This window comes from Vibrio sp. Vb1729, assembly GCF_033338655.1.
Taxonomy (GTDB): Bacteria; Pseudomonadota; Gammaproteobacteria; order Enterobacterales; family Vibrionaceae; genus Vibrio; species Vibrio alginolyticus.
This window is the reverse complement of record NZ_JAWOTB010000016.1, coordinates 37,142-63,262: the sequence shown is the minus strand read 5'-3', so window position 1 is coordinate 63,262 and position 26,121 is coordinate 37,142. Positions and strand designations below refer to the sequence as shown.

At 44.9% G+C, this 26,121-nt stretch carries 29 protein-coding genes and 1 pseudogene; 3 read left to right on the top strand and 27 right to left on the bottom strand.

Annotated elements, in window-relative coordinates:
* The 16 genes and pseudogenes from R7E29_RS10080 to R7E29_RS10005 form a co-directional block, all read right to left on the bottom strand.
* Positions 1–314 (bottom strand): annotated as a pseudogene (locus R7E29_RS10080) (chemotaxis protein); the annotation flags it as partial.
* A complete protein-coding gene (locus R7E29_RS10075; protein ID WP_031380915.1) occupies positions 315–701 on the bottom strand; it encodes a hypothetical protein in 387 nt (128 codons plus the stop codon).
* Entirely contained in the window at positions 686–883 is a 198-nt protein-coding gene (locus tag R7E29_RS10070; RefSeq protein WP_005457419.1) for a hypothetical protein, read from the bottom strand. The genes R7E29_RS10075 and R7E29_RS10070 overlap by 16 nt, the downstream gene beginning before the upstream one ends.
* A 139-nt stretch (positions 884–1,022) precedes the next feature.
* Positions 1,023–1,331, bottom strand: coding sequence for a hypothetical protein (locus R7E29_RS10065; RefSeq protein WP_005457431.1), 309 nt, complete (start codon positions 1,329–1,331; stop codon positions 1,023–1,025).
* 9 nt (positions 1,332–1,340) lie between these two features.
* A complete protein-coding gene (locus R7E29_RS10060) occupies positions 1,341–2,168 on the bottom strand; it encodes a major capsid protein P2 (RefSeq protein ID WP_172605901.1) in 828 nt (275 codons plus the stop codon).
* Complete coding sequence (locus tag R7E29_RS10055; RefSeq protein ID WP_005457441.1) at positions 2,168–2,296, bottom strand: hypothetical protein; 129 nt, start codon at positions 2,294–2,296, stop codon at positions 2,168–2,170. Before R7E29_RS10055 ends, R7E29_RS10060 begins: the two co-directional genes overlap by 1 nt.
* A gap of 123 nt (positions 2,297–2,419) precedes the next feature.
* Positions 2,420–3,178: a hypothetical protein gene (locus R7E29_RS10050; RefSeq protein WP_060469917.1), complete on the bottom strand. Its 759-nt coding sequence runs from the start codon at positions 3,176–3,178 to the stop codon at positions 2,420–2,422.
* Positions 3,150–3,605 (bottom strand): hypothetical protein, encoded by a 456-nt coding sequence (locus R7E29_RS10045; protein ID WP_256949348.1) that lies wholly within the window; start codon positions 3,603–3,605, stop codon positions 3,150–3,152. Before R7E29_RS10045 ends, R7E29_RS10050 begins: the two co-directional genes overlap by 29 nt.
* Positions 3,595–4,140 carry a hypothetical protein gene (locus tag R7E29_RS10040; RefSeq protein WP_213986633.1) on the bottom strand — a complete coding sequence of 182 codons (546 nt, stop codon included), beginning with the start codon at positions 4,138–4,140 and terminating at the stop codon, positions 3,595–3,597. Before R7E29_RS10040 ends, R7E29_RS10045 begins: the two co-directional genes overlap by 11 nt.
* On the bottom strand, positions 4,133–4,444 hold the full coding sequence (locus R7E29_RS10035) for a hypothetical protein (protein WP_017635787.1): 312 nt from the start codon (positions 4,442–4,444) through the stop codon (positions 4,133–4,135). Before R7E29_RS10035 ends, R7E29_RS10040 begins: the two co-directional genes overlap by 8 nt.
* A 3-nt stretch (positions 4,445–4,447) precedes the next feature.
* Positions 4,448–4,603, bottom strand: coding sequence for a hypothetical protein (locus R7E29_RS10030; protein WP_005457434.1), 156 nt, complete (start codon positions 4,601–4,603; stop codon positions 4,448–4,450).
* Between the two features lie 57 nt (positions 4,604–4,660).
* A complete protein-coding gene (locus R7E29_RS10025) occupies positions 4,661–6,517 on the bottom strand; it encodes a hypothetical protein (protein WP_262671257.1) in 1,857 nt (618 codons plus the stop codon).
* On the bottom strand, positions 6,514–6,864 hold the full coding sequence (locus R7E29_RS10020) for a zinc ribbon domain-containing protein (RefSeq protein WP_137282022.1): 351 nt from the start codon (positions 6,862–6,864) through the stop codon (positions 6,514–6,516). Before R7E29_RS10020 ends, R7E29_RS10025 begins: the two co-directional genes overlap by 4 nt.
* Before the next feature lie 13 nt (positions 6,865–6,877).
* Complete coding sequence (locus R7E29_RS10015) at positions 6,878–7,192, bottom strand: hypothetical protein (protein ID WP_262671256.1); 315 nt, start codon at positions 7,190–7,192, stop codon at positions 6,878–6,880.
* A gap of 2 nt (positions 7,193–7,194) precedes the next feature.
* Entirely contained in the window at positions 7,195–7,455 is a 261-nt protein-coding gene (locus tag R7E29_RS10010) for a hypothetical protein (RefSeq protein WP_191116326.1), read from the bottom strand.
* A complete protein-coding gene (locus R7E29_RS10005; RefSeq protein WP_005457445.1) occupies positions 7,452–7,643 on the bottom strand; it encodes a hypothetical protein in 192 nt (63 codons plus the stop codon). Before R7E29_RS10005 ends, R7E29_RS10010 begins: the two co-directional genes overlap by 4 nt.
* 142 nt (positions 7,644–7,785) lie before the next feature.
* On the opposite strand from R7E29_RS10005, the gene R7E29_RS10000 reads away from it, so the two are divergent.
* Positions 7,786–8,052, top strand: a complete 267-nt coding sequence (locus R7E29_RS10000; protein WP_005388732.1) for a helix-turn-helix domain-containing protein — start codon at positions 7,786–7,788, stop codon at positions 8,050–8,052.
* A gap of 455 nt (positions 8,053–8,507) precedes the next feature.
* Here R7E29_RS10000 and R7E29_RS09995 read toward each other — a convergent pair whose 3' ends face one another.
* The 3 genes from R7E29_RS09995 to matP all read right to left on the bottom strand — a co-directional run bounded on the left by R7E29_RS09995 (position 8,508) and on the right by matP (position 9,722).
* Positions 8,508–8,831, bottom strand: coding sequence for a hypothetical protein (locus R7E29_RS09995; protein ID WP_017634287.1), 324 nt, complete (start codon positions 8,829–8,831; stop codon positions 8,508–8,510).
* 114 nt (positions 8,832–8,945) lie between these two features.
* Positions 8,946–9,257 carry a DUF3634 family protein gene (locus R7E29_RS09990; protein WP_017634286.1) on the bottom strand — a complete coding sequence of 104 codons (312 nt, stop codon included), beginning with the start codon at positions 9,255–9,257 and terminating at the stop codon, positions 8,946–8,948.
* 15 nt (positions 9,258–9,272) lie between these two features.
* Positions 9,273–9,722 carry a macrodomain Ter protein MatP gene (gene matP / locus R7E29_RS09985; RefSeq protein WP_005396497.1) on the bottom strand — a complete coding sequence of 150 codons (450 nt, stop codon included), beginning with the start codon at positions 9,720–9,722 and terminating at the stop codon, positions 9,273–9,275.
* A gap of 210 nt (positions 9,723–9,932) precedes the next feature.
* Between matP and R7E29_RS09980 the strand changes: the two genes are divergently transcribed.
* Positions 9,933–11,573 (top strand): Lon protease family protein, encoded by a 1,641-nt coding sequence (locus tag R7E29_RS09980; RefSeq protein WP_054576880.1) that lies wholly within the window; start codon positions 9,933–9,935, stop codon positions 11,571–11,573.
* A 70-nt stretch (positions 11,574–11,643) separates the two neighbouring features.
* Positions 11,644–12,162, top strand: a complete 519-nt coding sequence (fabA, locus tag R7E29_RS09975; RefSeq protein WP_005390081.1) for a bifunctional 3-hydroxydecanoyl-ACP dehydratase/trans-2-decenoyl-ACP isomerase — start codon at positions 11,644–11,646, stop codon at positions 12,160–12,162.
* A 141-nt stretch (positions 12,163–12,303) separates the two neighbouring features.
* On the opposite strand, the gene rmf is transcribed toward fabA, so the two are convergent.
* From rmf to R7E29_RS09935, 8 genes are all read right to left on the bottom strand, one after another.
* Entirely contained in the window at positions 12,304–12,477 is a 174-nt protein-coding gene (rmf, locus tag R7E29_RS09970; RefSeq protein ID WP_005377453.1) for a ribosome modulation factor, read from the bottom strand.
* Positions 12,478–12,658: 181 nt separating this feature from the next.
* A complete protein-coding gene (locus R7E29_RS09965; protein WP_054576879.1) occupies positions 12,659–14,392 on the bottom strand; it encodes a DUF3466 family protein in 1,734 nt (577 codons plus the stop codon).
* A gap of 7 nt (positions 14,393–14,399) precedes the next feature.
* Positions 14,400–16,319 (bottom strand): ABC transporter ATP-binding protein, encoded by a 1,920-nt coding sequence (locus tag R7E29_RS09960; RefSeq protein ID WP_005377449.1) that lies wholly within the window; start codon positions 16,317–16,319, stop codon positions 14,400–14,402.
* Positions 16,297–16,539 carry a glutaredoxin family protein gene (locus tag R7E29_RS09955; RefSeq protein WP_017821808.1) on the bottom strand — a complete coding sequence of 81 codons (243 nt, stop codon included), beginning with the start codon at positions 16,537–16,539 and terminating at the stop codon, positions 16,297–16,299. Before R7E29_RS09955 ends, R7E29_RS09960 begins: the two co-directional genes overlap by 23 nt.
* Before the next feature lie 21 nt (positions 16,540–16,560).
* Positions 16,561–18,681: a bifunctional 23S rRNA (guanine(2069)-N(7))-methyltransferase RlmK/23S rRNA (guanine(2445)-N(2))-methyltransferase RlmL gene (gene rlmKL, locus R7E29_RS09950; RefSeq protein WP_053350765.1), complete on the bottom strand. Its 2,121-nt coding sequence runs from the start codon at positions 18,679–18,681 to the stop codon at positions 16,561–16,563.
* A 486-nt stretch (positions 18,682–19,167) separates the two neighbouring features.
* The gene (locus R7E29_RS09945) at positions 19,168–19,710 is read right to left on the bottom strand and encodes a cell division protein ZapC (RefSeq protein ID WP_005377444.1); all 543 of its coding nucleotides are present in this window, start codon (positions 19,708–19,710) and stop codon (positions 19,168–19,170) included.
* Between the two features lie 168 nt (positions 19,711–19,878).
* Positions 19,879–20,889 carry a quinone-dependent dihydroorotate dehydrogenase gene (gene pyrD / locus R7E29_RS09940; protein ID WP_017634281.1) on the bottom strand — a complete coding sequence of 337 codons (1,011 nt, stop codon included), beginning with the start codon at positions 20,887–20,889 and terminating at the stop codon, positions 19,879–19,881.
* 311 nt (positions 20,890–21,200) lie between these two features.
* Positions 21,201–26,042: an NAD-glutamate dehydrogenase gene (locus R7E29_RS09935; RefSeq protein ID WP_042522994.1), complete on the bottom strand. Its 4,842-nt coding sequence runs from the start codon at positions 26,040–26,042 to the stop codon at positions 21,201–21,203.
* Positions 26,043–26,121 lie beyond the last annotated feature (79 nt).

The window sequence follows — 26,121 nt, the reverse complement described above, 5'->3', positions numbered from 1 at the left end:
AAGGAATCGCCCGCAAAATCGGCCACTTCATCAATGGCGGTTTCGGCAATGTCGTGCGTGGTGTCCATCGCTTCAAGCGAAATACGCTCATTGCTGTTGAGCATCTCGCCACCAAACGCAAAGGCTTCATCAAACGCTTTTTCGCCAAGCTCCATGGCGGCATTGACGGCGCCGTGGTCGGTCATGGTGGTGTTGATGGTCGAGTTGTTCACCCCCGAAATCGCTACACCGAGGTTATCGCCACTAATGGCATTCTGACCGCTGACGTTAGTCGTGTTACTGGTATTACTCGATTTTGATTTAGAACTACCCATCTACTGCACTCCCAAATCCAAACGAATAAAGTCACCGTCTTGCTTGGCGGTCACACCTATTGAACGCACCAAACGGGCAACGCCTTGAAACGCCGTATCCGCAGATAACGATTGCATCCCCGCCGCTTTAACGACATTAACCAGTTGTTTGATGCCCGAACGCAGACCACGACCCGCGACGCCCCACAAAAAGTAGTTATCCCCGTCTCGCTCACCCGCAATGATGAGATCATTTTCATTGCTGATTAGGCGATACAGACTCACGCGGCCATCCTTGACCGCTTTGCACAGCTCGACATACGCATCAGGGCAAGCGCGAAACGCGGGCTTGAGTTCACCAAGCGCACGTTTCGATTGCGTCACGACTTCAATTACTTCTTTTTCCATAGCAACACCGCCGCAATCACAATCACTACAAGAATCATCAACGTGGTGGAATTGCCCCCGCCCATATTGATATTGCCTACCGATAGGCTGCCACTTGATTCACCATCGGCACCGCTGACCGCGGGTCCACCGTTGGCGCTAATTGGCATCGAGCCGGAATTCCCTAAAAGCCCACCAATCATAATTTGAATCCTTTCTTGTACAGGACATAACACACCAGAAGCAGACCGAGCACCCACCCGATGCGGTCAAAACCGCCCGTGATTTTGATGCCCGCCCATACGCCCACCGCACCTGCAATTAGGTATGGAATAAACGGCATTACTTCTTCCCCTTAGCGACGTAGAACATCGCCAATAACAACAGTACGAACAGCATCCCCATCATGAGGTGCGTGGTGGTCACCCCCGCAAAGGCGGAGGTGTACACAGGCTCACCCGTGGGTTGTTGGTAGTCGTTATTGTGCTTTCGCTGTTCATCTGGGTTACTCGACTGAACGCGGTCGGCTTCGTTCTCAATCTTCACGCCAAGCCAGTCCTTGCCCAAGTCGGTAACGTCGGTCATCAGTTCGCCGCCCGTTTCTAGGACGCCGTCCCAAATGGAACCCCACATGCTTTGCTCTTGCGCCATAACGCCCCCTTACTGCGCGGTAGGCACCGCCACTTGTTCGATGGCTTCAATCAGAACCGGAATGCTACCCGGTGCCGTTTTTTCCACTTCAAACGCCAGTTGTTTCATGGCCGCCGTTGGTAAACGTGCTTCGCTGCCAAACCCGCAACGCGTAAAGTCCATCGAGAAGAAGCCCGCATTCTGCTCACGACCTGCCGCGGCTAAGTCGTAAGCGTTATCGGTCTTATTCACGTTGAGTTCTTCACGTTCATCACGCAGGACGCGAACGCGTTCAATCGTGTCGTCTTTGAGGTGCAAGCGTTTGATAGACAGCGCCGCGCTACGCTCGGCAAAGTCAAACGGCGTGCGACCACTCGATGCGGCGTACCACGTTTGCGAATAGATGCGCGGCATGTAAATGCGTTGGCTTTGCGCCGCCGTGGTATGAGCACGGGCGCGAATCATTGGTGCCGCGGCACCCGCTTTGGCTTTTAGCTGGATGTACATAAACCAGATTTCGCCTTGCAGCGTCACGAGCTCACCTGTACGGATACCCAGTTTGGTACGCATCGACAAATCCGAGAAGTTCAACACGTAGCGACCCGCTTGCACGTATTCTTTCTTGTGCTCTTGCAAGTCGAACAGGTCTTGACCCGTCACGTTGACGATTTCACGGCCGTTCACTTTCACCGTGATGCGCTCGATGTCTGCCGCATCGAGAATGTCCGTCACCAATTCAATGTTTTGGTAAGTTGGACCCGATACCAAGCGCAGTGTGGCTTGGTTGCCCCAGTTCACACCCTCAACAGGGTCAAGCTCACGTGGACGCGGGTTAAAAGGTTGTTTTAGTGCTTCCATTAGAACCACCCATTTTCGCCGTTAAGAGTTTCACGCACTGGATTGAGCACGCTGATATTGTTGATAGCGGCAATCACGATTAACGTGATAATCAGTGCCATCAATAGGTTTTTGTGTTGCTGTTTCATGTTGTCCCTTTCGGTTGTACACGGTTAAAAAGTGATTTCATGAAACAGGGAAACAGACAGGCTTGGAAGTGAGAGCAACCTATAGGTTAAGTGGTTAACCTATAGGTTGAATGAGCGTTGAAATTAACGGTGAATGGTGCCCGTCAGACAGTTAAATGAGGACTTTTCCACGTTGCCGATACCATCCCGAACCAATAGATATTCGGCAATCGGCTTGCCAATCGCGGCTTTGTTGTTTTTGGCTGACTTCAAGCCCGCCAAGGTATCGACGCACAAGCCTTTTTTATCTGCGAGCCATCGCGCATCGGCCATTGAGTTGACCGCACCAATCCACCATACAGGCGATTGCTCGGTCACGGTCTTGGGCACTTCCTGCCCGCGTTGGAAAATCGAATGCAGCACAAGCCCATATTGACGCCCACCGCGCCACAACTCGCCCGCCTTGCCTTTGAGTTTGCCGGACGTCTCCACGCAGCTTGCAAGCTCTTCGATGATCACATGCAGTTGTTTAGCGTCGCCATTACCCACCGCCCACACCGCGGCACTGAAGAACTCCAATTCTTCCGAGCAAGCCCCATCTTTGGGGATATACGCCAACTTGAACGACTTGCCGCGTTTACGTGCCATCACCAACGCTTTGACGAACGCCACGCGGGAACTGGTTTCAAGGCATTGTTGGCCGCGGAATTTTGCCCCCGCGTAGTTTCGATATGGGTCAAAAAAAACCGCTTGCGCGGCTTTTGGCACTAACCCCAAGTGCTTAACGGCGGAGGTTTTACCCCCGCCCGTGCCCGCCACGTAGATGACATGCTCGGCATCGTGTGACGGATTGGAGTTGACCGGATTGGGGAATTTAAGCGGCGTCTTTTTCTTTTTGCTCACGCTGTTTTTCCTCCTCGATGGCTAATAGCTCTTTTTGATATGCCATGGTTTTCTTGGCACTGTAGACCAGCGACAACACCGCCAAGCCTAAAACGGCTTCTTGCATGTAGTCACCAAACAGCGACGACACGCTATCACTGTGTTTTTCCAACACGGGCAACGCGGCATCAATCACCGCCGCTTTGCCTTTTTCATCAAACTCAAAATCGACACCGGAAATAATCGACGTCGCTTGTTCGGCAATGGTGAACAGCACCGACAATGCGCCCTCAAACATTTCACCCGCGGGTTGGTGGTTGTCATCGTTGGCCGCTTCGGTTGGCAAGTCGGTTAGTTCACTGACTTCGGTTTGTTCCAGTCCACTGATAACCGCTGAAAAGTCGCCCCAATCATCTAATTCTGGTTGGTTTTCCATTTCACCCTGCATTGATTGGTTCTCCTTGTTCGGTATCTGGTTCGGTTGGTTTCTTGGTTGGCATCAGTTGGCGAATCGCCCAAATCAGCAAGGCGACAAAGGCTATCCCCGCTAAGACTTTTTTAACCGGAAACGGCGGTTTTTTAACGGGCGTTGGAACGGGTTCCGGTTCGGTTACTTGCTCGGTTTCAACGCTTGGCGCTTCCACTTGTTCAATTACTTCAACGCTAGGCGTATCAGTGCTTGCAACGGTTTCGGGTACTGGTTCAACCGTTGGCGATTCAGCCTCAATTGTGACAGCGTCACCCACCTCTAACTGTTCAACCGAGTCAACCATGTTGGTTTCCACAAAAGCGTTAATGCTCTTGCTCATTGGGCTGTTGCCACAGCTCGGACACTTGTAATACAGCAGTCCTAAGTTGCGCCCGTTTTTGGTGGGTTCGCCCTCGGCAATGAGCTTGCCCTCACCGACTCGATGCACGGTAGAAGCCGAGCTACAAACGGGGCACGATACGTGCCCGCGAATTGGGTTTGGGTGTTTACTCATCGGCGGCCGCCTCGACTGTTTCCAATTGCTGCATGTTGCCTTTGACACAACCGCGATACTTTTCACGCACCTTGTTATTGAGCTTGGTGAGCTGCTCGATTTGGTCGAACAGCGTCGGATTCAAACCAAACGCTTCAAGCGAAAAGTTACCCGTCATGAGCATCTTGCTTGCGCGCTTGATAATCGCGTTGGTGTCCATTTCTTTAAATTGGCTCAACTCCTTTTCGACACTGGCGTTGAGTTTGTCGGCCGCATCGAGCGCGGCCATTGCTTGCTGACATTCTTTAAGAGATAGCATTTCCATTGTTTAAGCCTCGGCTAGTTCTTCATCGGTGTTTGGTTTGTTCTGAATCTGTTTGTTGACTTCCTTCATCCAGACCAACATGAGACGCCAAAACACGCCGCCTTTGCTGCGCTTCACTTCGGCTTCCATTTCTTGGGTGATTTTGTCGATGGTGCTCATTGGGTTGTCCTTACCTAGTTGCTGAGAATCGTTGTCGCAAGCAATTGCCCAAACGGGCTAATGAACGTAGTGGCAATAATCATGGTAAATCGCCATGTCATTGCTCTTGATTAAGTTGATGTCCGGCTCTGGCGGCCGCTCTTGTGCTAACTGATTTTTCCAGTCGGCTTGTCGTAGTTGAAATCGTTCAAACTGTTCTTTGTAAAGGTCGGTGGCGTCGTCACGAGTTAACGTCAAATCATTACCATCACGCTCGGCGGTACACTTCATCGACCAACCACGCGCACCGCGTGCCCAATACAAAAACGCCCCCGCCTTGTGTTTGGATTTTTCGCCCTCAAACACGATAGAAAATTGGTTCAAGCTACTGGCGAACGTGCCGCGGCTCTTGATTTGGTTGCGAATCTGGCGTGCTTCGTGGTCTAGCTTCTTAATCAAATGGTTAAGCTTTTGAACGGCATCGTGATTGCCTTGTTTGCGGTTGATGTCGATAGCGCGAATCGCATCTTGCTTTTTGGTTTCCTTGCGTCGGATTTCTCGCTGCATTGGCTTGCGCCATTGCTCCAACATGTAACCGCACTCTTTGATGATGCCCGTCATGTTGTCCACTTCGAACGATGCCAACACATCCCAATCAGGGGCACGGCTACAGCGTGCGATGTTGTAGCGATTGCCTTTTATCAGTCCTTGGTCGGCGTTATCGCCCTTGGCCGCGTAACCTACGGCTTTGATGAGGTAGCCCGCCGCCGCTTCGCTGAATTTGATTTTCTCCAGATGTGCCATGCCATTGCCCCAAAGCTGCTCGATGCGGTTCGCCCATCCTGCAAAGTGGTGCTGTTCCACTCGCCAGTTCAGCAGCACATGCACATGGGGATTAGGTTCGCCATCTTCATTAGCCGGAGATTCCGCGACCCAAATGTAATGAAAATCAAACGGGTTGGCGGTTGGTCCATGAATTTCTTTAACGTGCTTGATGCCGTCGTCATCTTTCCAAGCGGCTTTAAGCGGGCGGCCAATTCGGCCATTTACTTTGACTTTGTCACCATCTAACCCAAGTGACCCCGCCTCGCTTGCGGAATATTCAAACCCGCGTTGGTACATTTTCTTGAGGCCATTTAGAAAACGGGATACCTCGGCACCAATCGTGGTTTGGATTGGGCAATATGGTAGCCCCTCATCCGTGACCGCTTCGCCACCAAAAATGCGGTCGCGTTGCTTTTGAGTAAAAGTCAGGGTGAGAAACGTGCTGAATCCACCGTGACATGCGGCGACATAAGCGCCCGATTCAAAGATTTTCTTTACAGCGCGTGGGTTTAGCTTGTCAGTGAAACGCTCACCACTTTGCTGCGCGGGTGCTTCGGACGGGCTTGGGTGGTATTTCACCTGCATTTTCATCTGTTGCGCCCAACCACGGGACATCAAATACGCTCGGCTAGTGCCAATCGGTTGCCATTCGAGGCGGTTGTTTTCGTTACGAATCCAACCTGTTTGCGCTTGTGAGCGTGCCCGATATTCATCGGTCACGTTGTCGCCACAAAACGATTTCGTTTTATGGCGCGGCGGCAGACGTCGAGAACGGGTCATCAAGCGGTCTATCTGCTTGCGTTTTCCGTGTCCGACTTTTGCGCCCTTTGACGAGCCTAGTCTTTTCTGGACTTCGTCCAGCGCTTCGCGCCCAAGTTCAGCACTTTTTAAGGTGCGTAAATGGTGGATTTGGTCAAACGATTTGAACTTTTGCAGTTCACTTTCCATCCAATCACGGTTTGGAGCACTAAAAAAACCGCTTTCGACAGCGGCAATGTTTTTCTCGGTAACGGTAACGTCTTGCGCTAACGCCGTAATAAAGCCCACATCATGCGGGCTTAAAAGTTGGGTAAACTCACGCGGCGGTTGCACGTCATAAAGATGGCTCATTTCGGTAAGTTCTCCAAAGATTGACCAGCGCGAGCAAGCTTGTTTAGTGCCATGTCTAAACTGGTTTTATCAATACGAACTTTCTGCCCCAATGCGCCTTGCTCCACTGAGATACAAGCGCTTATTTCTTTCGAGGCTTCAGAAATGCAGTTACCTGCACGCCTTACACTAACGCGTTGCGCTTCGTGCTTTTCTTTGATGGTGTCGAAAACAAGTTCAGCCGCTTTTCTATCGCACTGAGTACAAGTCGTTGTACATGGTGCAATATCAAAAATCTTAATGTGCTTGAGGAACTCATGACCGCAGCTAGAACATAGGTAGCGGTATCCTTTAGGGGGTAGACTCATGCTCAAAGTCTCCCTATAAGGAAGAATCCGCGCCCACTTGGGGCGCTTCATCTTGCTTGCGGATTTTTAATTTACGCTTAAATTCGATTAATTTGCTAGCCAGTTTTTCCGAGCGTAATGCCATCATGGTTTTTTCATCAAACGTCAGAAGCCCACTTCTGTGATGAATCCAACGCCCAATCAATATATCTACCGCATCCTCGCGCTCACGATTATCACTTGCCAATCTCATTGCAAAATTGACCAACCCAACATAGCTGCCTTGCTTCATCAGATTTTCCACATAAAGCATGGCGTCTCTAAAATCTCGGTTGCTTGAAATCTTCATGATTACGCCCCCTCAACTTGAGTCAGTGACTCACCGTTATTTTGCGCGCCAAGCGTCGCCATACGTTGAGCCATGTTGGTGATGTCAGTTAAGGCGTTGTTTTGTGCTTTGATGCAAGCGACAAGCGTCATCCCTTGGTAAAGCCAAAGCGAGGCTTCAACGGTTTCAAGTTCGAAACTGTCGAAGTAAATATGAGTTCCGTTGCACTGTGATGCAACAAGTTGGCGCTGATTGCGGCGCGTTTTCCAGATGCTTAAATTCATGCTACAACCCCCTGACGAAAACGTGTAGGAATGTAGGTTTGCTTCTTCTTTGGGAATTGTTCAGCGAACTTTTCTCGTAATTGTGCAATCTTAAGAAGTGAGTTTGCTGTTTTAGCTGGGTCAGGATTGGTACACCCTGCCATATCTGGGCAAGGTAAGTGAATTGGGTCGGTAACGATACGTTCCATGTTGTAGCCTCCGCAAGCTATTGATTTCCTGTCTCAAAAATAACGTTAAGGAAATCTTTTTAAGCACGCAAGTGGCTTGCGGTAGTGAAAGAAGCCAGACTATCCACTAAAATTTAACAATATTGCGAAAGGATGCGGGAACATGACTAATTACACAAATGTGCTTTTAGATAGACTGAAAACCCAGTTAGAGCTTACCTCTGACTATCAGTTAGCTAAAGTTTTGGACGTTGGCACAAGTAGAATTAGCAATTACCGCAATGGTCGCAGTGTTCTTGATTGGGAAATTGCCTTTAAAATCGCCGACTTATTGGGGTTAGATGATCAAGATGTGGTATACGGTTTACTCGAAGATAAGTCTATAAACCCCCGCCTAATCAATGCCTTACAAGCAGGGGCACCAGCCTAACCTCTCATTTACCAGCTTATACATAATGCGTACCAAGGGGTGGGGTCTCAAAGCAATAATGTCCGGTTTTAGCTACTTTAAAATGTCCTCCTAAGGTTAACAACATTGTTTGCTTTTGAGGCTTTAACCGAGGTTCCTGTGGACTTGCAATCGCTAGTTTGGTTTGTGGTTATGCTTACGAAGCAAATCAAATCTCTTATTGAAAATTGATGCGCGCTTAGTCCTCGACTTACTTTACTGGTGTGTTCTTCCTTAAACACCTGAGAATCAATATATCTATGATGGTGACGGCCAACTCACTGAGTTCGCCATTCAATGTCATAACTACTTTAACGAACTCAAACGCGCTGCTGAGCAAAAAGCCTTTCATGCTCGTCTCGTACAACAGCAAAAATCAGCTAAACGCTCTACACGAACTCAGTTCACTCGCTCTTAATCAAGGCGTTCTGAAACATTTATAAGCCTGTGGTTATATGGAGGCGAATGTACTTTTCGGGGTATTTGTAACGATAGCGTTTTCCTTTCTTCAAGTTGGACTTAACGTACCTACACACTTTTTGGTCACCACTACTCGTTACTCTTTTTATTACTGCGTTTTTACTTTTGTGCTCCATTTCTATCATGACGTCACAATAACCTTGATAGTCATCAAACTTATTGTCTACTTTCTTTTGAAGCTTAGTCTTAATCTTTTTAGCCAACAGGTTCGTTTCTGAATCGTCAGCAAAAACTGAAGTACTTGCAAAGATCAGTATCATTAAAGTTACAACGTATCTCATCGTTTTGGTCCGTTTATGTTGTTGATTGTTCGATGATAAGTAATTTTTCTGTAGATACGAAAATGGGACGCCACATTGCGTCCCATTTAACATGATGAAGTAACTGATATGTAATTAAGCGCGCTTCTTGCCTTTGTTTGCTTTGAAGCCCTGATGCGGAAAAACGTTACGAATCCTCTGTTGAACTTTTTTGGGAACGCTTTTGGAAAAGCTTAAGCGCATTCCTGTCCGTTGGCTATACACCTTCATTTCACCAGTAAACGGGTTATGCTCACTAATATCCTGTAAGTTGTGTTTGAAAGAAGGAGGTAGATGCCCTTTTACGTTACTAATATGGCCATTATCGAACTTTACTTTTAACACCGGCCTATCGACTGCGATCAACCAAAAGATCACGATGGCTGCAATTAAGATTACATATAACATTTGGCACTCCCTATCCTAGCTAGATAGCAATTTACTCAAATCCTCTTTAATTGAGGTAACTTTTTGACTCGCTTTTTCACTTCTCGACGCTTCGGAAAGCAAATATTCAATTGCGTCAGATAACGTACAACCAAGTTCATTCGCTCTACTAGAAAGCTTTTCCCAAACTCGGTAATCTAAATCAATGGATTTCTTCTTTGTATGGACTTGCTCTGCATTGAAGTGACGTTTCCGTTTCGCTCGGATAGCCTGCTTGAGTTTATTATCTAACTCTTCTGACATGTGGTTTTCTATCCAAGCCAAGACAAGTGTAGGCTCGTGTTCAAGGCGTTTTAGTTCTGCGACCGCTGCATCTGCTTCGCTTGTATCAATATGTCGGGTAATCGCTTCACCATCTTTCCATTTTTTGATGAGATACTTCCATTTCCACCCACATTCTAGATTCTCAAGCTGCTGATATTTCATTTGTTCCGACCCATAAACATAACATAGTGACAGCGTAACCCAGATGGTTTACTTGGGCAAATAAAACTCTTAGAAGTATCGATGTTGATCACTCATTTGTCTAAGTATTGTTCATTGAGAGTTGAATGCCGTGAGCAAACCAAATTGGTGCTAGGGTGTTATAGTCCGTTTCGTTATAATGTCGGCAAGATTGAATTACGATGAATTTTAATGAACCAACTTAATTGGCAAGACGTAACACCTTCACTTGAGCAGTACGAAGCACTTTTAAAGTCTGCACCTTCGTTACCAAAGAAGTCTTTTACTGAGCTCCAACCGAGAATGTCGGCAACGATATCTCGTTTTTCAAAAATTTCTGGATTGACGCGAGTACTACTCATTAACTGCGTAGATAATTCTGTCTATAGAGAGTTCATCAGTAAAGCTCTTCAGAGCCAGTCTAACGCTGCGATTGTTTTGTCGGAATCACTTGATGCCAAACGCTTATTTGACCGTTACAGTGTCGATTTAAGTGGTGATATTGCCTTCCAACCTGGCTTAATTTCACAGGCAGATAGCGGTTACTTAATTGTACCGGCTAATCTAATTTTGGCTAACCTAGGACTTTGGCCAAATATAAAGTCTGCAATTCAACAAAACCTTATCGAGCCACTGAACCTAAGCCCTACTCGTTTACCTACTTCAGTACCGCAAGCTAAAGCTTATGATGTAAAACTGATTGTAACAGGAGAAAGAAGTCAGTTAGCAGAGCTAGAATACATCGATGACGACTTCTGTTCTGGCTTTGCCATGTATACGGAAGTTGAAGAAGATATTCATCTGTCAGAGCAGAATTTGACAGATTACTTTGGTTTAGTGAACTGGATATGTTCTCAATATCAGCTGCCTCACTTAACTGAATGTGGTTTTAGAAGATTGTTGCTAGCCGGTATGAGATTTACTGAAGATCAACATTATCTGCCTTTAGGAGTAATGTTGCACTCTCAACTTCTAACGCTTGCCAGCCAGTTCAGTGATGGTCACGCATTAGATTACAAGTCGTTAGATAAAGCGATTGACGACAAGTATTACCGAGAATCTTACCTTCCTCAGCGTGCCGTGTACGATATTTTAGATGGACAAGTCATCATTGAGACAACTGGGGAACAAGTTGGTCAAATCAATGGCCTAACCGTTATTGATATGGCTGGGCACCCTGTCAGCTATGGTGAGCCTGCACGAATATCTTGTGTAATTCATTTTGGTGATGGCGATGTTTCCGATGTTGAGCGCAAAGCTGAACTTGGAGGCAATCTACATGCAAAAGGCATGATGATTATGCAAGCTTTCTTGAGCTCTGCTCTGAAACTGGATGAACCACTGCCTTACTCTGCCTCCATCGTATTTGAACAGTCTTATAGTGAAGTTGATGGTGACAGCGCATCTCTTGCAGAACTTTGTTGCTTGGTGAGTGCTTTATCTGAATCTCCAATTAATCAACAAGTTGCGGTTACAGGGGCTGTTGATCAGTTTGGTCGAGTGCAAGCCGTCGGTGGCTTGAACGAAAAAATTGAAGGTTTTTATCAGGTTTGTAAACATCAAGGTTTTACAGGAAATCAAGGTGTTGTGATGCCAAAATCAAACCTTAAACACCTTGCATTACATAAAGATGTAATAGAAAGCATTAAAAATGGTGATTTCCATATTTGGTCCGTTTCTACCGTAGATGAAGCTATTCCGATTGTAATGAATAAACCTTTTAGAGGTGAAGACGATAGCATTATTGGCAAAATAGCGGAACGTATTGAAAACTTTGAAAGACATGAGCATCCAGAAGGAATTGTGCAGCGCATCAAAAACTGGTTTGTCTAGTACTGATCGGAGTTGTTTAGCGTACACGTGTTCACTAAGATGCAGCTATCAAAAATTGGAGTAATTGATAATGCAAAACAAACGTGATTCTTATAACCGTGACGATCTACTTGCTTCTAGTCAAGGCGAACTGTTTGGGCCTGGTTACCCTCAGCTTCCTGCGCCAAACATGTTAATGATGGATCGTGTTACTAAAATGTCTGAGACTGAAGGCGATTTTGGTAAAGGTTTGATCTTGGCGGAATTGGATATTACTCCAGATTTGTGGTTCTTTGACTGCCACTTCCCTGGCGACCCTGTAATGCCGGGTTGTCTTGGCCTTGATGCGATGTGGCAACTTGTTGGTTTCTTCCTTGGCTGGGTTGGTGGCAAAGGAAAAGGTCGTGCTCTGGGTGTTGGCGAAGTGAAGTTTACAGGTCAGATCTTGCCAACAGCGAAAAAAGTGACGTACGAAATCCACATGAAACGCGTTGTAAACCGTAAACTTGTGATGGGTTTGGCTGACGGTCGTGTATGTGTAGACGGCAAAGAAATCTACGTAGCAAAAGATTTGAAAGTTGGCTTGTTCCAAGACACTTCAAGCTTCTAATCACGGTTTTAATTGATTTATTAAGGCTCCTATTTAGGAGCCTTTTTGTTATCGAGTGTTAACCTACTTCCCTATGTACCTATAATGTAGAAAAGGCTCCGTAGAGCCCTTTCGAATCCTTCTTTTTTGTATGTGGAGAGTTTATTTGTAGAGACCAGATTGTCTTTCATCTCTGGCATCACGCCAACCACCTAACCAATACGACCGAGCATCAACTTGTTGATATGGGCAAGCCTCTTGAGACCTTCCATTCAATCCAGCTTTGTAGCCTTGAGATTGAGCTCGTTCTAGGCGATCACGCTTTTGTCTCTTCATAGTTAATTCCTCATACAGGTCCATTTACTAACGTACAGCTGTTATTGTGAAACTTTGATGGAGTTTTTATGACTCCACTTATAAGAATCGATCAAAGTAGGCAATTTCTCAAGGCATAAAAAAAGCAGAGACTCAAATGTGTGAGCCTCTGCTTGATTTAAAAATTACTGACGATTTTTAACTATTTTCTACGGAACCCAAACAATCCAAGCATGGTCAAAGCTAACCAACCAAGGCCTGCACCTTGACGCTCTGTCGTCGTTGAGTCAATGCTTCGAGATACGATGTCGTCCTTAGTTGCGTCAGCAATAGGTACTAGTTTGACTGCTACAATTTGCTCTTCAGAGCTACATGTCGCATTGTTTGCTGTTGTACTATAACCACCTGCACATTTCATAGCAGTACCAGAGATCACACCTGCATCATTGATATCAGTTGCGTCGATAATACGGAACTGATTGTTTTGTTCAGAGTAATCACCGCCGTTAGTCAAACTGTCTAGGAACCAAGCTTTTCCATTGAATAATGTTGCAGCACGTTCACTAGTCTCGCCACCTACGCTATATGGATAGATAAAACCGCGCTTACGACGTGGCTTGCCATCGTCTTCACGAGTCGTTTCCGCATCAAGTTGCCCGACGATTTCATTGTAAGAGTTGATACCGCCCATCTTACCGCCCGCACCGCTAAAGAAAATGCCAGTAGTTGGGTAAAAAGCGCTAATAGAATCCTTACGAACATCATCTACGATAAAGAGACGATTCGGAGCAGAGCCCGTTGGCATTAAGTATCCGCCCGAACGTTTTGCTTCACCAATAGCAACAAAATTAGAGTTAACGTCGGTTAATCGTGAGTTTGTATGAACCGTATCATCACCCTCGCGCTGTCTAGCTCCTACAACAACTTTGTTTTTCCAAGTTGCGTTTTCAACGCTACCTTCGGCTTCTAGAGTTCCGACAAAAACAGTCGCATTCAGGTAGTTATCATCACTGTAAGTGTTGTAACCTACGCCATAGACCGTAGTTCCATCAGTGACAAGGTCACGCATGCTCCCTTGAGCTAACCTTTCTCCATCTTTAGATGTGCCACTAGGCCAAGCCAATTCACTGACGGTTCCGCTTTGATCCCAAATCGCTGCTTTTGATGTGTGGTGAGATCCATTGGTATTGCTTGCTGTTCGAGAAACACTGCCAACAGTAAAATTGCCGTCTGTGCTCCAAGCATGGCTTTGCACAACACTTGCGTCACCATCGCCAGTAAGAATATTTGGCTCTACTGGTGCAACTACGGTATTTCGTGTTTCTAATGTAGAAGTATTTTCTGTGCTAACTTTACTCTGATTACCGACAGCTGCACCACCCTCGGTAAGCTGGTTGATAACATTGTTATATTCATTTTTATAAGCAGCAGAATCTTCTTCTATGAACGCTAACGCATTAGAAGTAAAGTCTTTACTACGTTCTTTATTCCACGGCGTCCAGTTTACTGAAGCCCATGAGTCACAGGTGGAATAGCGAAGCTGGTTGTAACAGTAACGCTCAAAGTCTTTGAGTTCTTGGATGTAATAAAAGCCAGCGTCTAATCCGAATGGGATTTCTTCACGATAGCTGTTCCCATCCACGGCTTGTGTCGCTGAAATCGGCGTAGTGCGAGTTTCCATTGCAAGTTTAAACTGCTCTGGCGTGCAGTTTGCTGCTGCATCAAAGCAGCCTAAAGCGAAAGGTGAACCTGTTGAAGGATCTGTACCTGCATCGCCCTGTTGAATTGCAACCCCGTAAGCCGTTTGGTAGTCACCGTTTGAACCATGATCCTGAGGTGAAACCTCAACAACTTGATACAATGCCGCCTGTGCGTTCATTGTGGTACCAACCATCATTGCAATGGCGGTCAATTTGAATTTATTACTACAATTCATTGAATTCTTAACTATCCTGTTGCATTGCTTCGAGTTCTTCCCATCTCTCGAATGCGATTTCCAACTCCTGCTCTAGTGCAGCAAGCTGTTCCAATACCGGCTGAGTTTGCTCTACAGGTTTAGCAAAGAACTCTGGATCGTTCACTTGCTCCTGAAGGCTCTCGATATCCGACTCTAATTGTTCAAGTTTAGCTGGTAGAGCCTCTAATTCTCTTTGCAGCTTATACGATAACTTCTTCGAATTGTTCTTAGGTTGCGTAGTTTTGGGAGTTTCCTCAACCACTTTCTCTTTCTTCGTTGGTTTTTCAACCTGACTGCGCGAAGCAAGAACTTGGTCACGCTGCTGTTTAGCATCATGATAACCACCAACGAACTCTTCGATTATACCGTTACCCTCAAAAATCCAGCTGGTTGTTACTGTGTTGTCTACGAACTCACGGTCGTGACTCACTAACAATAATGTACCCTGATAATTGGCAAGCATTTCTTCTAAAAGTTCCAACGTTTCGATATCCAAATCGTTAGTTGGTTCATCAAGAATAAGTAAGTTGTTTGGTTTCAACAAGATACGGGCTAGCAATAATCGGTTTTTCTCACCACCGGAAAGTGCCTTAACCGGGGTTCTGGCGCGCTTAGGTGCAAATAAGAAGTCTTGGAGATAACTCAGCGCATGACGCTGACGTCCCCCAACCATTACTTCTTGTTTCCCATCCGCTAAGTTATCGATCACTGTCTTTTCTGGATCCAAAATCTCTCGGTACTGATCAAAGTACGCGACTTCTAATTTTGTTCCGCAGTGTAAACGACCAGACTGCGCTTCCAATTGCCCTAGTAGCAATTTAAGTACCGTACTCTTACCGCAGCCATTTGGTCCGATAAGTGCAATACGGTCACCACGCATGATGTTAAAGCTAAAGTCGTCGACAATTGTCTTGCCTTCGTAAGCAAAAGATACATTTTCTGCTTCAAATACAATCTTACCTGAACGAGAAGCATCATCGATGTTTAGGTTAACTTTACCTTGAACTTCACGACGGTCACGACGCTCTTCACGAAGTTTTTTAAGGGCTCGAACACGGCCTTCATTACGAGTACGACGTGCTTTAATGCCTTGACGAATCCACACTTCTTCCTGAGCTAGTTTCTTATCGAACTCAGCATTTTGCATTTCTTCGACGCGAAGCATTTCTTCTTTGTCATTCAAATACTGTTCGTAATTACCAGGGAAAGAAGCTAATTGACCGCGATCTAAGTCAACGATGCGTGTCGCCATCGACTTGATGAATGCACGGTCGTGAGAAATAAAGATGATCGAGCCTTTGAAGTCTTTTAAGAAGTTCTCTAACCATTCGATCGTTGTCACATCGAGATGGTTTGTTGGCTCATCAAGAAGCAATACATCAGGATCACAAACCAGCGCACGAGCTAAAGCAGCTTTACGTTGCCAGCCACCGGATAGATCGGTCAGTTTGGTTTCTGGGCTTAGTTTTAAAGCGCCAAGTACGTTCTTAACACGGTCATCAAAGCGCCAAGCGTTAGAATGATCAAGTTGCTCTTGAACTTTCGCCAAACGGTTAATGTTCTTCTCACTTGGGTCTTGAGCAACAAGATCGAGAAGATCGTGATAGATCTTCAATTGTTCGCCGATTTCAGCCAAACCGCCAGATACGTATTCGTAAACCGTACCCTCTTGATTGCGCGGTGGATCTTGTTCAAGCCGAGAAACTACTACGTCTTGAGTTATTTGAATCTTGCCATCATCCAACAAAATGTCGCCGGCAAGCACTTTCATTAACGTGGACTTACCTGCTCCGTTACGACCAACTAAACAAACGCGTTCGTTTTCTTGAAGAGCGAACTCCGCTTTGTCTAGCAATGGGTGGTCACCAAATGCAAGTTGTGCGTTATGAATGGTAAGTAATGCCATTATTATCCAACCAATGTGTGAGTTGTTCTAAGTCAAACGGCCAGTTCAACTCAGAATCTTGATATTTTAATACGGGTATTGTGACGCCGTAACGAGAAAATAGTACATCATCGAACGCAATATCAATGATATCTGTTTGCTCGGCCAAACCGACTTGGTCTACTAGAGCAAATGCCATCTCACAAAGATGGCATCCCTCCGTGCTATACAATATCAGCACGTATTAATCCTTTTGTTTATACTACGCGTGCGTTACTAGCCAACAGTTATGAATCTGTTTATTACGCGCAAAATCTAATGGTAACGTTTGAGAAGAAATATTCTGAGCCTTCAAACCCAATTCAGCGAGTGATTCTTCATCCATCTTGAAGTGACGTTTGTTATTTGAAAATACGATTGTGCCTTCACTTCTCAGTAAACGTTTGAGGTTCTTCATTAGCTTAATGTGGTCACGTTGTACATCGAATGATGTTTCCATACGCTTAGAGTTAGAGAACGTAGGTGGGTCAATAAAGATCAAGTCGTACTCACCTTTTGCGTTTTCTAGCCATTGCAAACAGTCCGCTTGTTCATATTTATGTTGGCGCCCTACACAGCCATTAAGCTGCATATTGTCTTTCGCCCAGTTCAAGTAGGTGTTTGACATATCGACAGTTGTAGTGGAACGCGCACCACCAACTGCAGCGTGCACTGTTGCACTACCAGTGTAAGCAAACAAGTTAAGGAAATCTTTACCCTGTGCCATTTCGCCAAGACGACGACGAGTGATCTTATGATCCAAGAACAGGCCTGTGTCTAGGTAGTCATGAAGGTTCACGATCAGCTTCACACCGTACTCGTTTACTTCGAGCGTCTCTGATACCTGACCTAATTTTTGGTACTGGCTTCGACCTTTCTGCTTCTCACGAACTTTCAGTACAACTTTGTTCGCTTCGACACCGGTCACCTGAATCGTCGCACGGATAATGTCCGTTAGACGACGCTTGGCTTTTTCTTCAGGGATGTTCTTAGGTGCTGCGTACTCTTGAATCACAATTTGATCGCCGTACACGTCGATCGCTACGTTGTATTCTGGAAGGTCTGCATCGTAGATACGATAGCAGTCTAGTTTCTCTTTACGCGCCCACTTGCCAATCTTGCCAATGTTTTTCTTCAAACGGTTTGAGAAGTCTGGTGCGATTTGAACGTTAGTATCTGCACCTTTCACTTCATCAGCGCTGCGCTCGGCAATGCTGTAGTTCTTTTGGTGACACGGTAACGCACCATTGTTCAATTTAAACTGTTTATCAGCGCGCATACGAAGGCAACTCAAGAGCTCGTCTGAGCTAGAGAAGATAGATGCTTTACATCCGCCAAACTCAGATTTTAGCTGTCCACCGAATGCGGTATAGAGCGCAATCAGCCCCGGCTCAGTTCCTAGACGCTCACCGTAAGGTGGGTTTGAAACGATAACACCGTGTTCAAATCCTGCGGGACGAGTAATAGTTGCAGCATCACCTTGCGCAAACTCAATCAACTCTTCAACACCTGCTCTGCGGGCGTTTTCTTGAGCGACTTTTAATACTTTGGGGTCGTTATCGAATCCAAAAAACTTAGCGTCAACTTTCTTGACACCTCGTCTAGCTTGAACATTAGCCTCTGATTTAATCTCAGCCCAGGTCTCCGGTTCAAAGTCTTCCAAAACTTCGAAGCCCCATTGTTTGCGCTTAACGCCAGGTGCCATGTTGGCTGCCATCATTGCCGCTTCAATAAGCAAAGTACCAGAACCACACATTGGATCGAGTAATGGTTGATGCCCATCCCAGCCACAACGCATGATAATCGCAGAAGCAAGCGTTTCACGTAATGGCGCACGACCCGATTCTGGTCGATAACCACGCTGATGAAGACCACTACCTACCATGTCTACCCCAAGCAACGCTTTATCTTTATGCAAACGAACGTGAATACGAATATCTGGGCGTTCTTTGCTGATATTAGGACGTGGCAAGCCTTTATTCTCAAAGCAATCTACGATGCCATCTTTGACCTTCATAGCCCCGTATTGGCTATTTCTAATCTCACGGTTTGTGCCGTTAAAGTCCACAACAAAGCGTTTAGAGCTATGAAATTGGTTAACCCAGTTAATAGTGGAAGTGGATAGATACAAGTCCATGTCGTTGTTACACGTGAACTCAGATAAAACACGTACAAATCGAGACGCTAAACGGCTCCACAAACAACAGCGATAAACCTGTTCGTTTGTCGCTTTAAATTTTACGCCTGCCTGTACTGGTTTCGCATTTTCAATGCCTAGTTTAGTCAGTTCTTCAACAAGCAAATTTTCCATGCCATTTGAAGTTACCGCGAGATATTGATTCATAGTGTTCTTTCGCTGATAAAAAATGGCTTCAATTATACCTGACTTTACGATCAATGCCTCGTTTTTAAAGGTATTTTCCCACCCGTTAGTTCAAATCATCACCACTCAAATGATCTAAAACTTTCAACATCTTTAGTTTGAATGTTTTTCATTCATGAACGTATTTTGTTTCCTTTAGAAGAAGTGAATACTTATTTATGCTCATTTTGGTATATACCAGTGTGGATTGATTGATGTAAATTACTTACAAATACCCTTTATAGGGGAATAAATAGGGTTGTTTTAGGCGCTAGGTTGCCTAGTTAAAGGAGTAATCAAATTGAAATAAGTAAAATAAAAGTGACCAGCTTCATGTTTGCATGCATAGAAAACAAACAGTTTCATGGTATTTCGGATTGGAGTGTCAGAGGAAAGGACAAAAAAAATCGACCCACTAAGGTCGATTAAGGCAAACAAAGGAACGAAATAAAGAAAAATTAAACAGCTTTAACCCACCATTGCCATAGGGGTCATTGCAAAGAGGTGGTTTGCACAAGCCATGCGATCATGCATTACTTTAATCGGCTGCCCAAATTGAAGCGCCTTATTGCCATCAAGAACAAAGGCTTCTTGGTTAACATAAGCACATAAGCTCGATGTTTCGCCTGGTTCTAGAACGATGAACATACCATCAGAATATTGATTTGTGAGAAAGACCATGTCCCCTTCTTGAGGTTCATAATCAGAGGACTGTGCATCGAAGAACCAGCTCTTAGGCTGTACAGGTTTATGAAAACGCTTTGCAGCAACACAATACAGTGTTAATTCAGCTTGGCGATATTCACTGATATCGAGACAGCGAATGCGCTCATTAAACGTTTGAAATGCGCTGGCGTCATCAACGGTAAATTCACTGTTTGAGAAGGCACAGTTAACCAACAATTTTCGGGATAGATTGGTTTGGAAAATCATTTCCTCCCCCAGATCCAGCATTAAGCAAGCTTTTTGCTCGTCAAAATACCAATTCCATTTGTCGCTGGGTTTAAGCATTATTCCGTTCTCTCTTGACTAGTTAAATCAGTGGTAAAGAGGTAAGACGCTTAATTACCTACTCGTGATTTTTAAATTCTACAAACGAACGGATAAAAAAAAAGAGGAAACAAAGTCCTCTTTTTTATGTAACAGGTACTGATTTTTCAGTAGTTTTTGATGTATATGTTAAAGATTCTTAACGATATCACGTACGAGACCTGGGCCGTGGTAAATAAAGCCAGTGTAGACTTGAACAAGTTTAGCGCCTGCCATGATCTTTTCTTTGGCTGCAACATAGGAATCTACACCACCAACACCGATAATTGGAAGTTTGTCTCCAAGCTCTTCATGAAGCTTACGTACGACCTCCGTAGAGCGTGATTGCACAGGGCGACCACTCAAGCCACCTGCCTCATTGGCGTGTTTCATCCCTTCTACGATCGTGCGATCCAAAGTTGTGTTAGTCGCGATCACACCATCTATATTGTTTTTCAATAAAGAATCGCAGATTTGGCAGATTTCATCGTCACTTAAATCTGGCGCAATCTTTAATGCTAACGGGACATACTTGTTGTACTTCTCTGATAACTCCGCTTGTTTCGCTTTTAATTCGGAAAGCAGTTCATCAAGCGCTTCACCATATTGAAGTGAACGAAGACCTGGAGTGTTTGGCGATGAGATGTTTACTGCAATATAGCCAGCATACTCATACACTTTTTCCATACAAATCAGGTAGTCCTCTGCCCCTTTTTCAATTGGCGTATCTTTATTTTTACCGATATTAATTCCGAGAACACAATTGAATTTTGCTCGTTTAACATTCTCGATCAAATTATCAACGCCTAGGTTATTAAAGCCCATGCGGTTGATGATCCCCTCTGCTTCCACTAAACGGAATAAGCGTGGTTTATCATTACCTGGTTGTGGTCGTGGCGTTACAGTGCCGACTTCGACAAAGCCAAAGCCCATGGCATCAAATGCTTCAATACATTCGCCGTTTTTATCTAAACCAGCCGCAAGACCAACAGGGTTACGGAATGTTAGACCCATACACTCAACTGGACGAGTTGGTAACTGTTGGCGGTAAAAGAGATCAAGTGGTGTGCCGTTAAAGCGTTGGAAGTTCTTGATTGCAAGATCATGTGCCTTCTCGGCATCGAGTTGGAAAAAGCCAGTTCTGGCTAGACGGTAAAGCATTGTGCCTCCGAAAGAAAAAAGCCCCGTATAAACGGGACAATATTATTTACCGTTTTTCATCGTAATTCAATGAAAATGAACGTAATAAGTAAAAACCTATATCTTTATAAGATTTTCAAATATAAAACAAACAATTACAATCAAGTTTCTGCGATAAAAATCGTAACTAACCGCTTAAAAGCAATCGATTTCACTCTGTTTTAATTTCAACTCAATGTGACAATGTAACTATTTTCTTTCCAAATGTGAATAATAGATAATAAAAAGCCCCGTTAAATAACGAGGCTTTTACTTATGACTTGATTATTCCACTACTCTTTCGATGAGCAGTTGAGGTTTAAAAGTACTAGCTCTCGAAGTGCTACAGAGAACTTAGCAAATTCGTGTACTGAGCCAACTTTGAACTCGTTTAAGATACTCTCCCAGCGGTGCAACGATTGCTCGTTAGTTTCAATCCAATCTTCTAACGCAGCCATCACGTCAAGCTCTTCGGTTGAGCAGCCACAAGTCAGTACCTGAGCGGTAAGTTGACGTTGTTGCCAGTCCAGATCTTCACGGAATGCCGCTCTTGCAAGTGCTTGCCAGTTGTTATCAACGGCTTGGCTATTAATTTGCTTCAAGAACCAATGCAACGATAAACGGTCACCCAAGTTAAAGTAGAGTTTCGATGCTTGCTCAACCGTTTTACCTGTTTCACTTGCTACTGATGAAATATCCAGTGCAGATTGTAAGCTTGATAAGCGGGCAACTTGGTGAGCGAGTTTCTCTTCAACCCCTTTCTCTATCCAACCTTGAGCCAACTCATTGTGTTCTTCAACTTCAGACTCAACTAACATAGTGTCTAGGGTTTCAGTGATAACATTGACATCTTGCTTGTAGATAGCAATCAACTCACCGACCGTGCATTTGCCGCTACGGTTACGAAGCAACCAGCGTGCAATTCGACGCAGTGCTCGGCGCACGTAAAACATAATTTCGTATTGAGCTTGCGCTGTCGCAACGTTATCAAGTTTGCGAGTTTGCTTGAGGATTTCTTCTAAATCAAAGATTTCTCTAGCCGCACTGTAAGCGTTGGCAATATCGACAACACTTGCACCAGTTTCTTCTTGCAAACGAGTAACGAAGTTACAGCCCATTTCATTAACCATCTGGTTAGCCAATGCTGTAGCGATAATTTCAGCTCGCAGTGGGTGATTAACCATTTGATCTTTATAGTTACGTCGTAACGCACTTGGGAAATATTCAACAAGTTGTTTTGCATGGAATTCATCATTTGCGATTTCATCCGTAACAAGTTGCTGTTTAAGTACCATTTTACCGTAGGCAACTAACACTGATAGCTCAGGGCGAGTCAGACCTAGTCCCTGTTTTTCACGCTCGATTAGCGTTTCATCATCAGGAATGTATTCGAGAGCACGGTCCAAGTACCCTGCTTTCTCCATAGTGTGGATGAATCGAATTTGCTCCTTAACAATGCCAACACCTTGCTGTTCAGTAACAGAGATCGACTCCGACTGACGGTAAGCATCATCCAAGACAATTTCACCCACTTCGTCTTCCATAGACTCTAGAATTTGGTTACGTTGCTTAACCGTAAGATCGCCATTTGAAACCAGTCCATTGAGGAAGATCTTGATGTTGACTTCATTATCCGAACAGTCAACGCCACCTACGTTATCAACGAAGTCCGTGTTCACTCGACCGCCAGTTAGTGCGTATTCGATACGACCAAGCTGAGTCATACCCAAGTTACCACCTTCGCCAACCACTTTGGCTCTTAAGTCACGGCCGTCAATGCGCAGCATGTCGTTAGCACGGTCACCAACATCTGTATGAGTTTCTGTCGATGATTTAACGTAAGTGCCGATACCACCGTTCCAAAGAAGATCGACTTTCATTTTCAAGATCATCTTTATCAGATCGTTAGGCGCTAAAGATGCTTTCTTCGTACCTAACATTTTCTGAATTTCTGGCGTCAACTGGATCGATTTTGATCGACGAGAGAAGATGCCACCACCTTGAGAGATCAAGTCTTTGTTGTAATCTTCCCAGCTTGATCTTGGCAAATTAAACAAGCGGTTACGCTCTTCCCAGCTGCTGGCTGAATCTGGATTTGGATCAATAAAGATGTGCATGTGGTTAAACGCAGCTTGCAATCGAATATGCTTCGATAACAGCATACCGTTACCGAACACGTCACCTGCCATATCACCTACACCGATTGCAGTAAAATCAGTGGTCTGACAGTTGATGCCCATTTCACGGAAGTGACGTTTAACAGATTCCCAACCACCTTTTGCGGTGATTCCCATTGCTTTGTGATCGTAACCGTTTGAACCACCTGAAGCGAATGCGTCACCTAGCCAGAAGTTGTATTCTGCAGAAACAGAGTTTGCCAAATCTGAGAAGGTTGCTGTGCCTTTATCGGCAGCCACTACTAGATATGGGTCATCTTCATCGTGACGAACAACGTTTTGTGGTGGTACCACCTCTCCTTCAATGATGTTATCTGACACATCAAGCAGTGCACGGATAAAGCGTTTGTAACAACGCTGACCTTCCGCAAAAATTTCATCACGACTGGTGAGAGATGGCTGGCGTTTACAAACGAAGCCGCCTTTTGCACCCACTGGTACAATTACAGTGTTCTTAACCTGTTGCGCTTTCACTAAGCCAAGAATCTCCGTACGGAAGTCTTCTTGACGATCTGACCAACGCAAACCACCACGAGCCACTTTTCCACCACGAAGGTGAACACCTTCAATATCTGGTGCGTAAACAAAGATCTCGAATGCAGGTACAGGCTGCGGAATCTCAGGAATATCGCTTGGCTTCATTTTCAAAGATAACCAAGGCTTAGGCTGCTTATTCTCGTCTACTTGGTAGTAGTTGGTACGAAGCGTCGCCATGATCATTTCGATATAACGACGAATAATACGATCATCATCCAAGCTCTCTACACGATCCAACTGCTCTGTTAGCTTTTTAATTAGATCGTTTTGGCCTTTCTCGCTGCCTTTGTGTTTCGGATCAAATCGCTTGGTGAACAGCTTGACTAGACCTGTCGCTAAGTCTGGGTAGTGGCTTAGCGTGTCTTCGATGTACTGCTGACTGAATGGGAAGCCGACTTGGCGCATGTATCGTGCGTAAGCGCGAAGAATGGAAATCTCACGGCCAGATAAAGACGCACCTAATAACAATCGGTTGAAACCATCACTTTCAAGATTACCCGCCCAAATGGCAGCAAATGCTTGTTGGAAACGATCACGAGCTTCACGAAGGTCAACGGTTTTCTCGCTCTTATGCAGCATAGAGAAGTCAAGGATCCAGAAGGTCTGACCGTTGTTTTTCTCGATCTCATATGGCGATTCGCCAATCACACGCAAACCAAGGTTTTCCAACATCGGCATTACGTCAGAAAGGTGAATTGGTTCATCGCGATGATATAACTTTAAGCGGACAGCTTTGGAATCTGCTCCCTCTTCTTGAGGTCGGTAGAACAACATACCAAGTTTATTATCATCACTTAACGCTTCTAAGCGCTCGATATCTGCAACCGCAGAACCTGGCATCATGTCCTCTTTGTATGAGCGAGGGAACGCACTCATATATTCTTTTGAAAGAGGAAGGCCTTTACTTTCACCAAAGTTAGCAATGATGGATTCTTTTAGTCTGTCATCCCAAGAGGTAGAAACTTCCATTAGATTTTGCTCGATCTTTTTCACGTCTACGTCAATGTTGTTATTGTCTACACGAACAATGTAATGTGTTCTCGCTAGTGGGCTTTCTGAGAAGTACGTTGTAAATTCAACCTCTTGCTCGCAACCAAAGTACTGCTTAAGAATGCGTTGAGTTTGACGACGCAATTCTGTGTTGTAACGATCTTTAGTGACATAAACCATGCAACTGAAGAAACGACCAAATGGGTCTTTACGAACAAACAAACGCAGCAAGTCACGATCTTGCATTTGTACAACACCCATTCCCACCTCAAGCAGCTCTTCTTCATTAGCTTGAAGCAACTCGTCGCGTGGGTAGTTTTCTAAGATATTGTGCAATGCTTTGTATGAGTATGATCCGTGGCGGTATCCACTTGCTTCAAGGATACGGTCAACTTTTTCACGGATCAGAGGAATACTTTGTACCGCTTGGTTGTAAACGGCGGAGGTATATAAACCAGTAAAGCGATGCTCACCTATTACTTTACCGTTTTCATCAAACTTTTTAATACCGATGTAATCAGTATAAGCCGGACGGTGGATACGAGATGCTTTGTTACCTTTGGTGATGATCAGAGCGTATGGTTTTTTCGCTTCTAATCGCGCTGAATCTGATAATTCAGAGAGCTTGACGCTACGCACGCGCTTGTCATCAGCAAACAGACCTAGTCCTTTTTCTTTAGCAGGAACAAGTTCGGTATCACCATTGACCTCTTTTAAGTCATAATCTTTATAACCCATAAAGGTAAAGTTATGATCTTCTAGCCAACGAAGAAATGCGATCGTTTCATCCATACGATCAGTTTGGATAGAAACACGATCTTTATTTTTCTCAAGTTCATCAGTAACAAACTTAAGCTTATCAACCATCTGCTTCCAGTCATCAACGACTAAGCGAGTATCAGATAGAATTCTTAACAGCTCTTCTTTAAGCGCTTGCATCTCGTCTTTACTAGTAAGGCGGTCTACCTCTATGTGGAAAAGTGATTGAAGAACACCACCCTCACCGTTTACGTCTGTAACTTGGCCTTTTTTATCACGCTGAATCTGTGTTGGGTTATTCAACATTAGGTGACAAACAAGATCCAAACGTGCTAAAGCCATTTTGACTGAGTCCACTAAGAATGGACTATCTGGAACAACAATTTCTACGATTGTGTGTGTGGATTGCCAGCCTTGACGACTTACGGTCGGGTTAAATACTCGAACCGAAATCTCTTCTGGTTTTTTTTCATTGATATGGTGCCAAAGGCTAACGACAGCACCATAAAGGTCGGATTCGTTTCGCTGAATTAGATCATCATCAGCAATGTTACTGAATAAGTGTTGAGCAAGTTTAGTTACAAGCGTTTGGTGAGAAAGCTCGAGTTTGTCTTGAATCAGTTGGTAAACCTTTTCAAGCAGAACCGGCACTACATTTTCACGCGCGGTCATATTCACACTCCACATTAGAATTGTTGTTTTGTAGGGGGACTTAGTAGCTAGGTTGTTACCTTAGAAACTAAGCATAGGT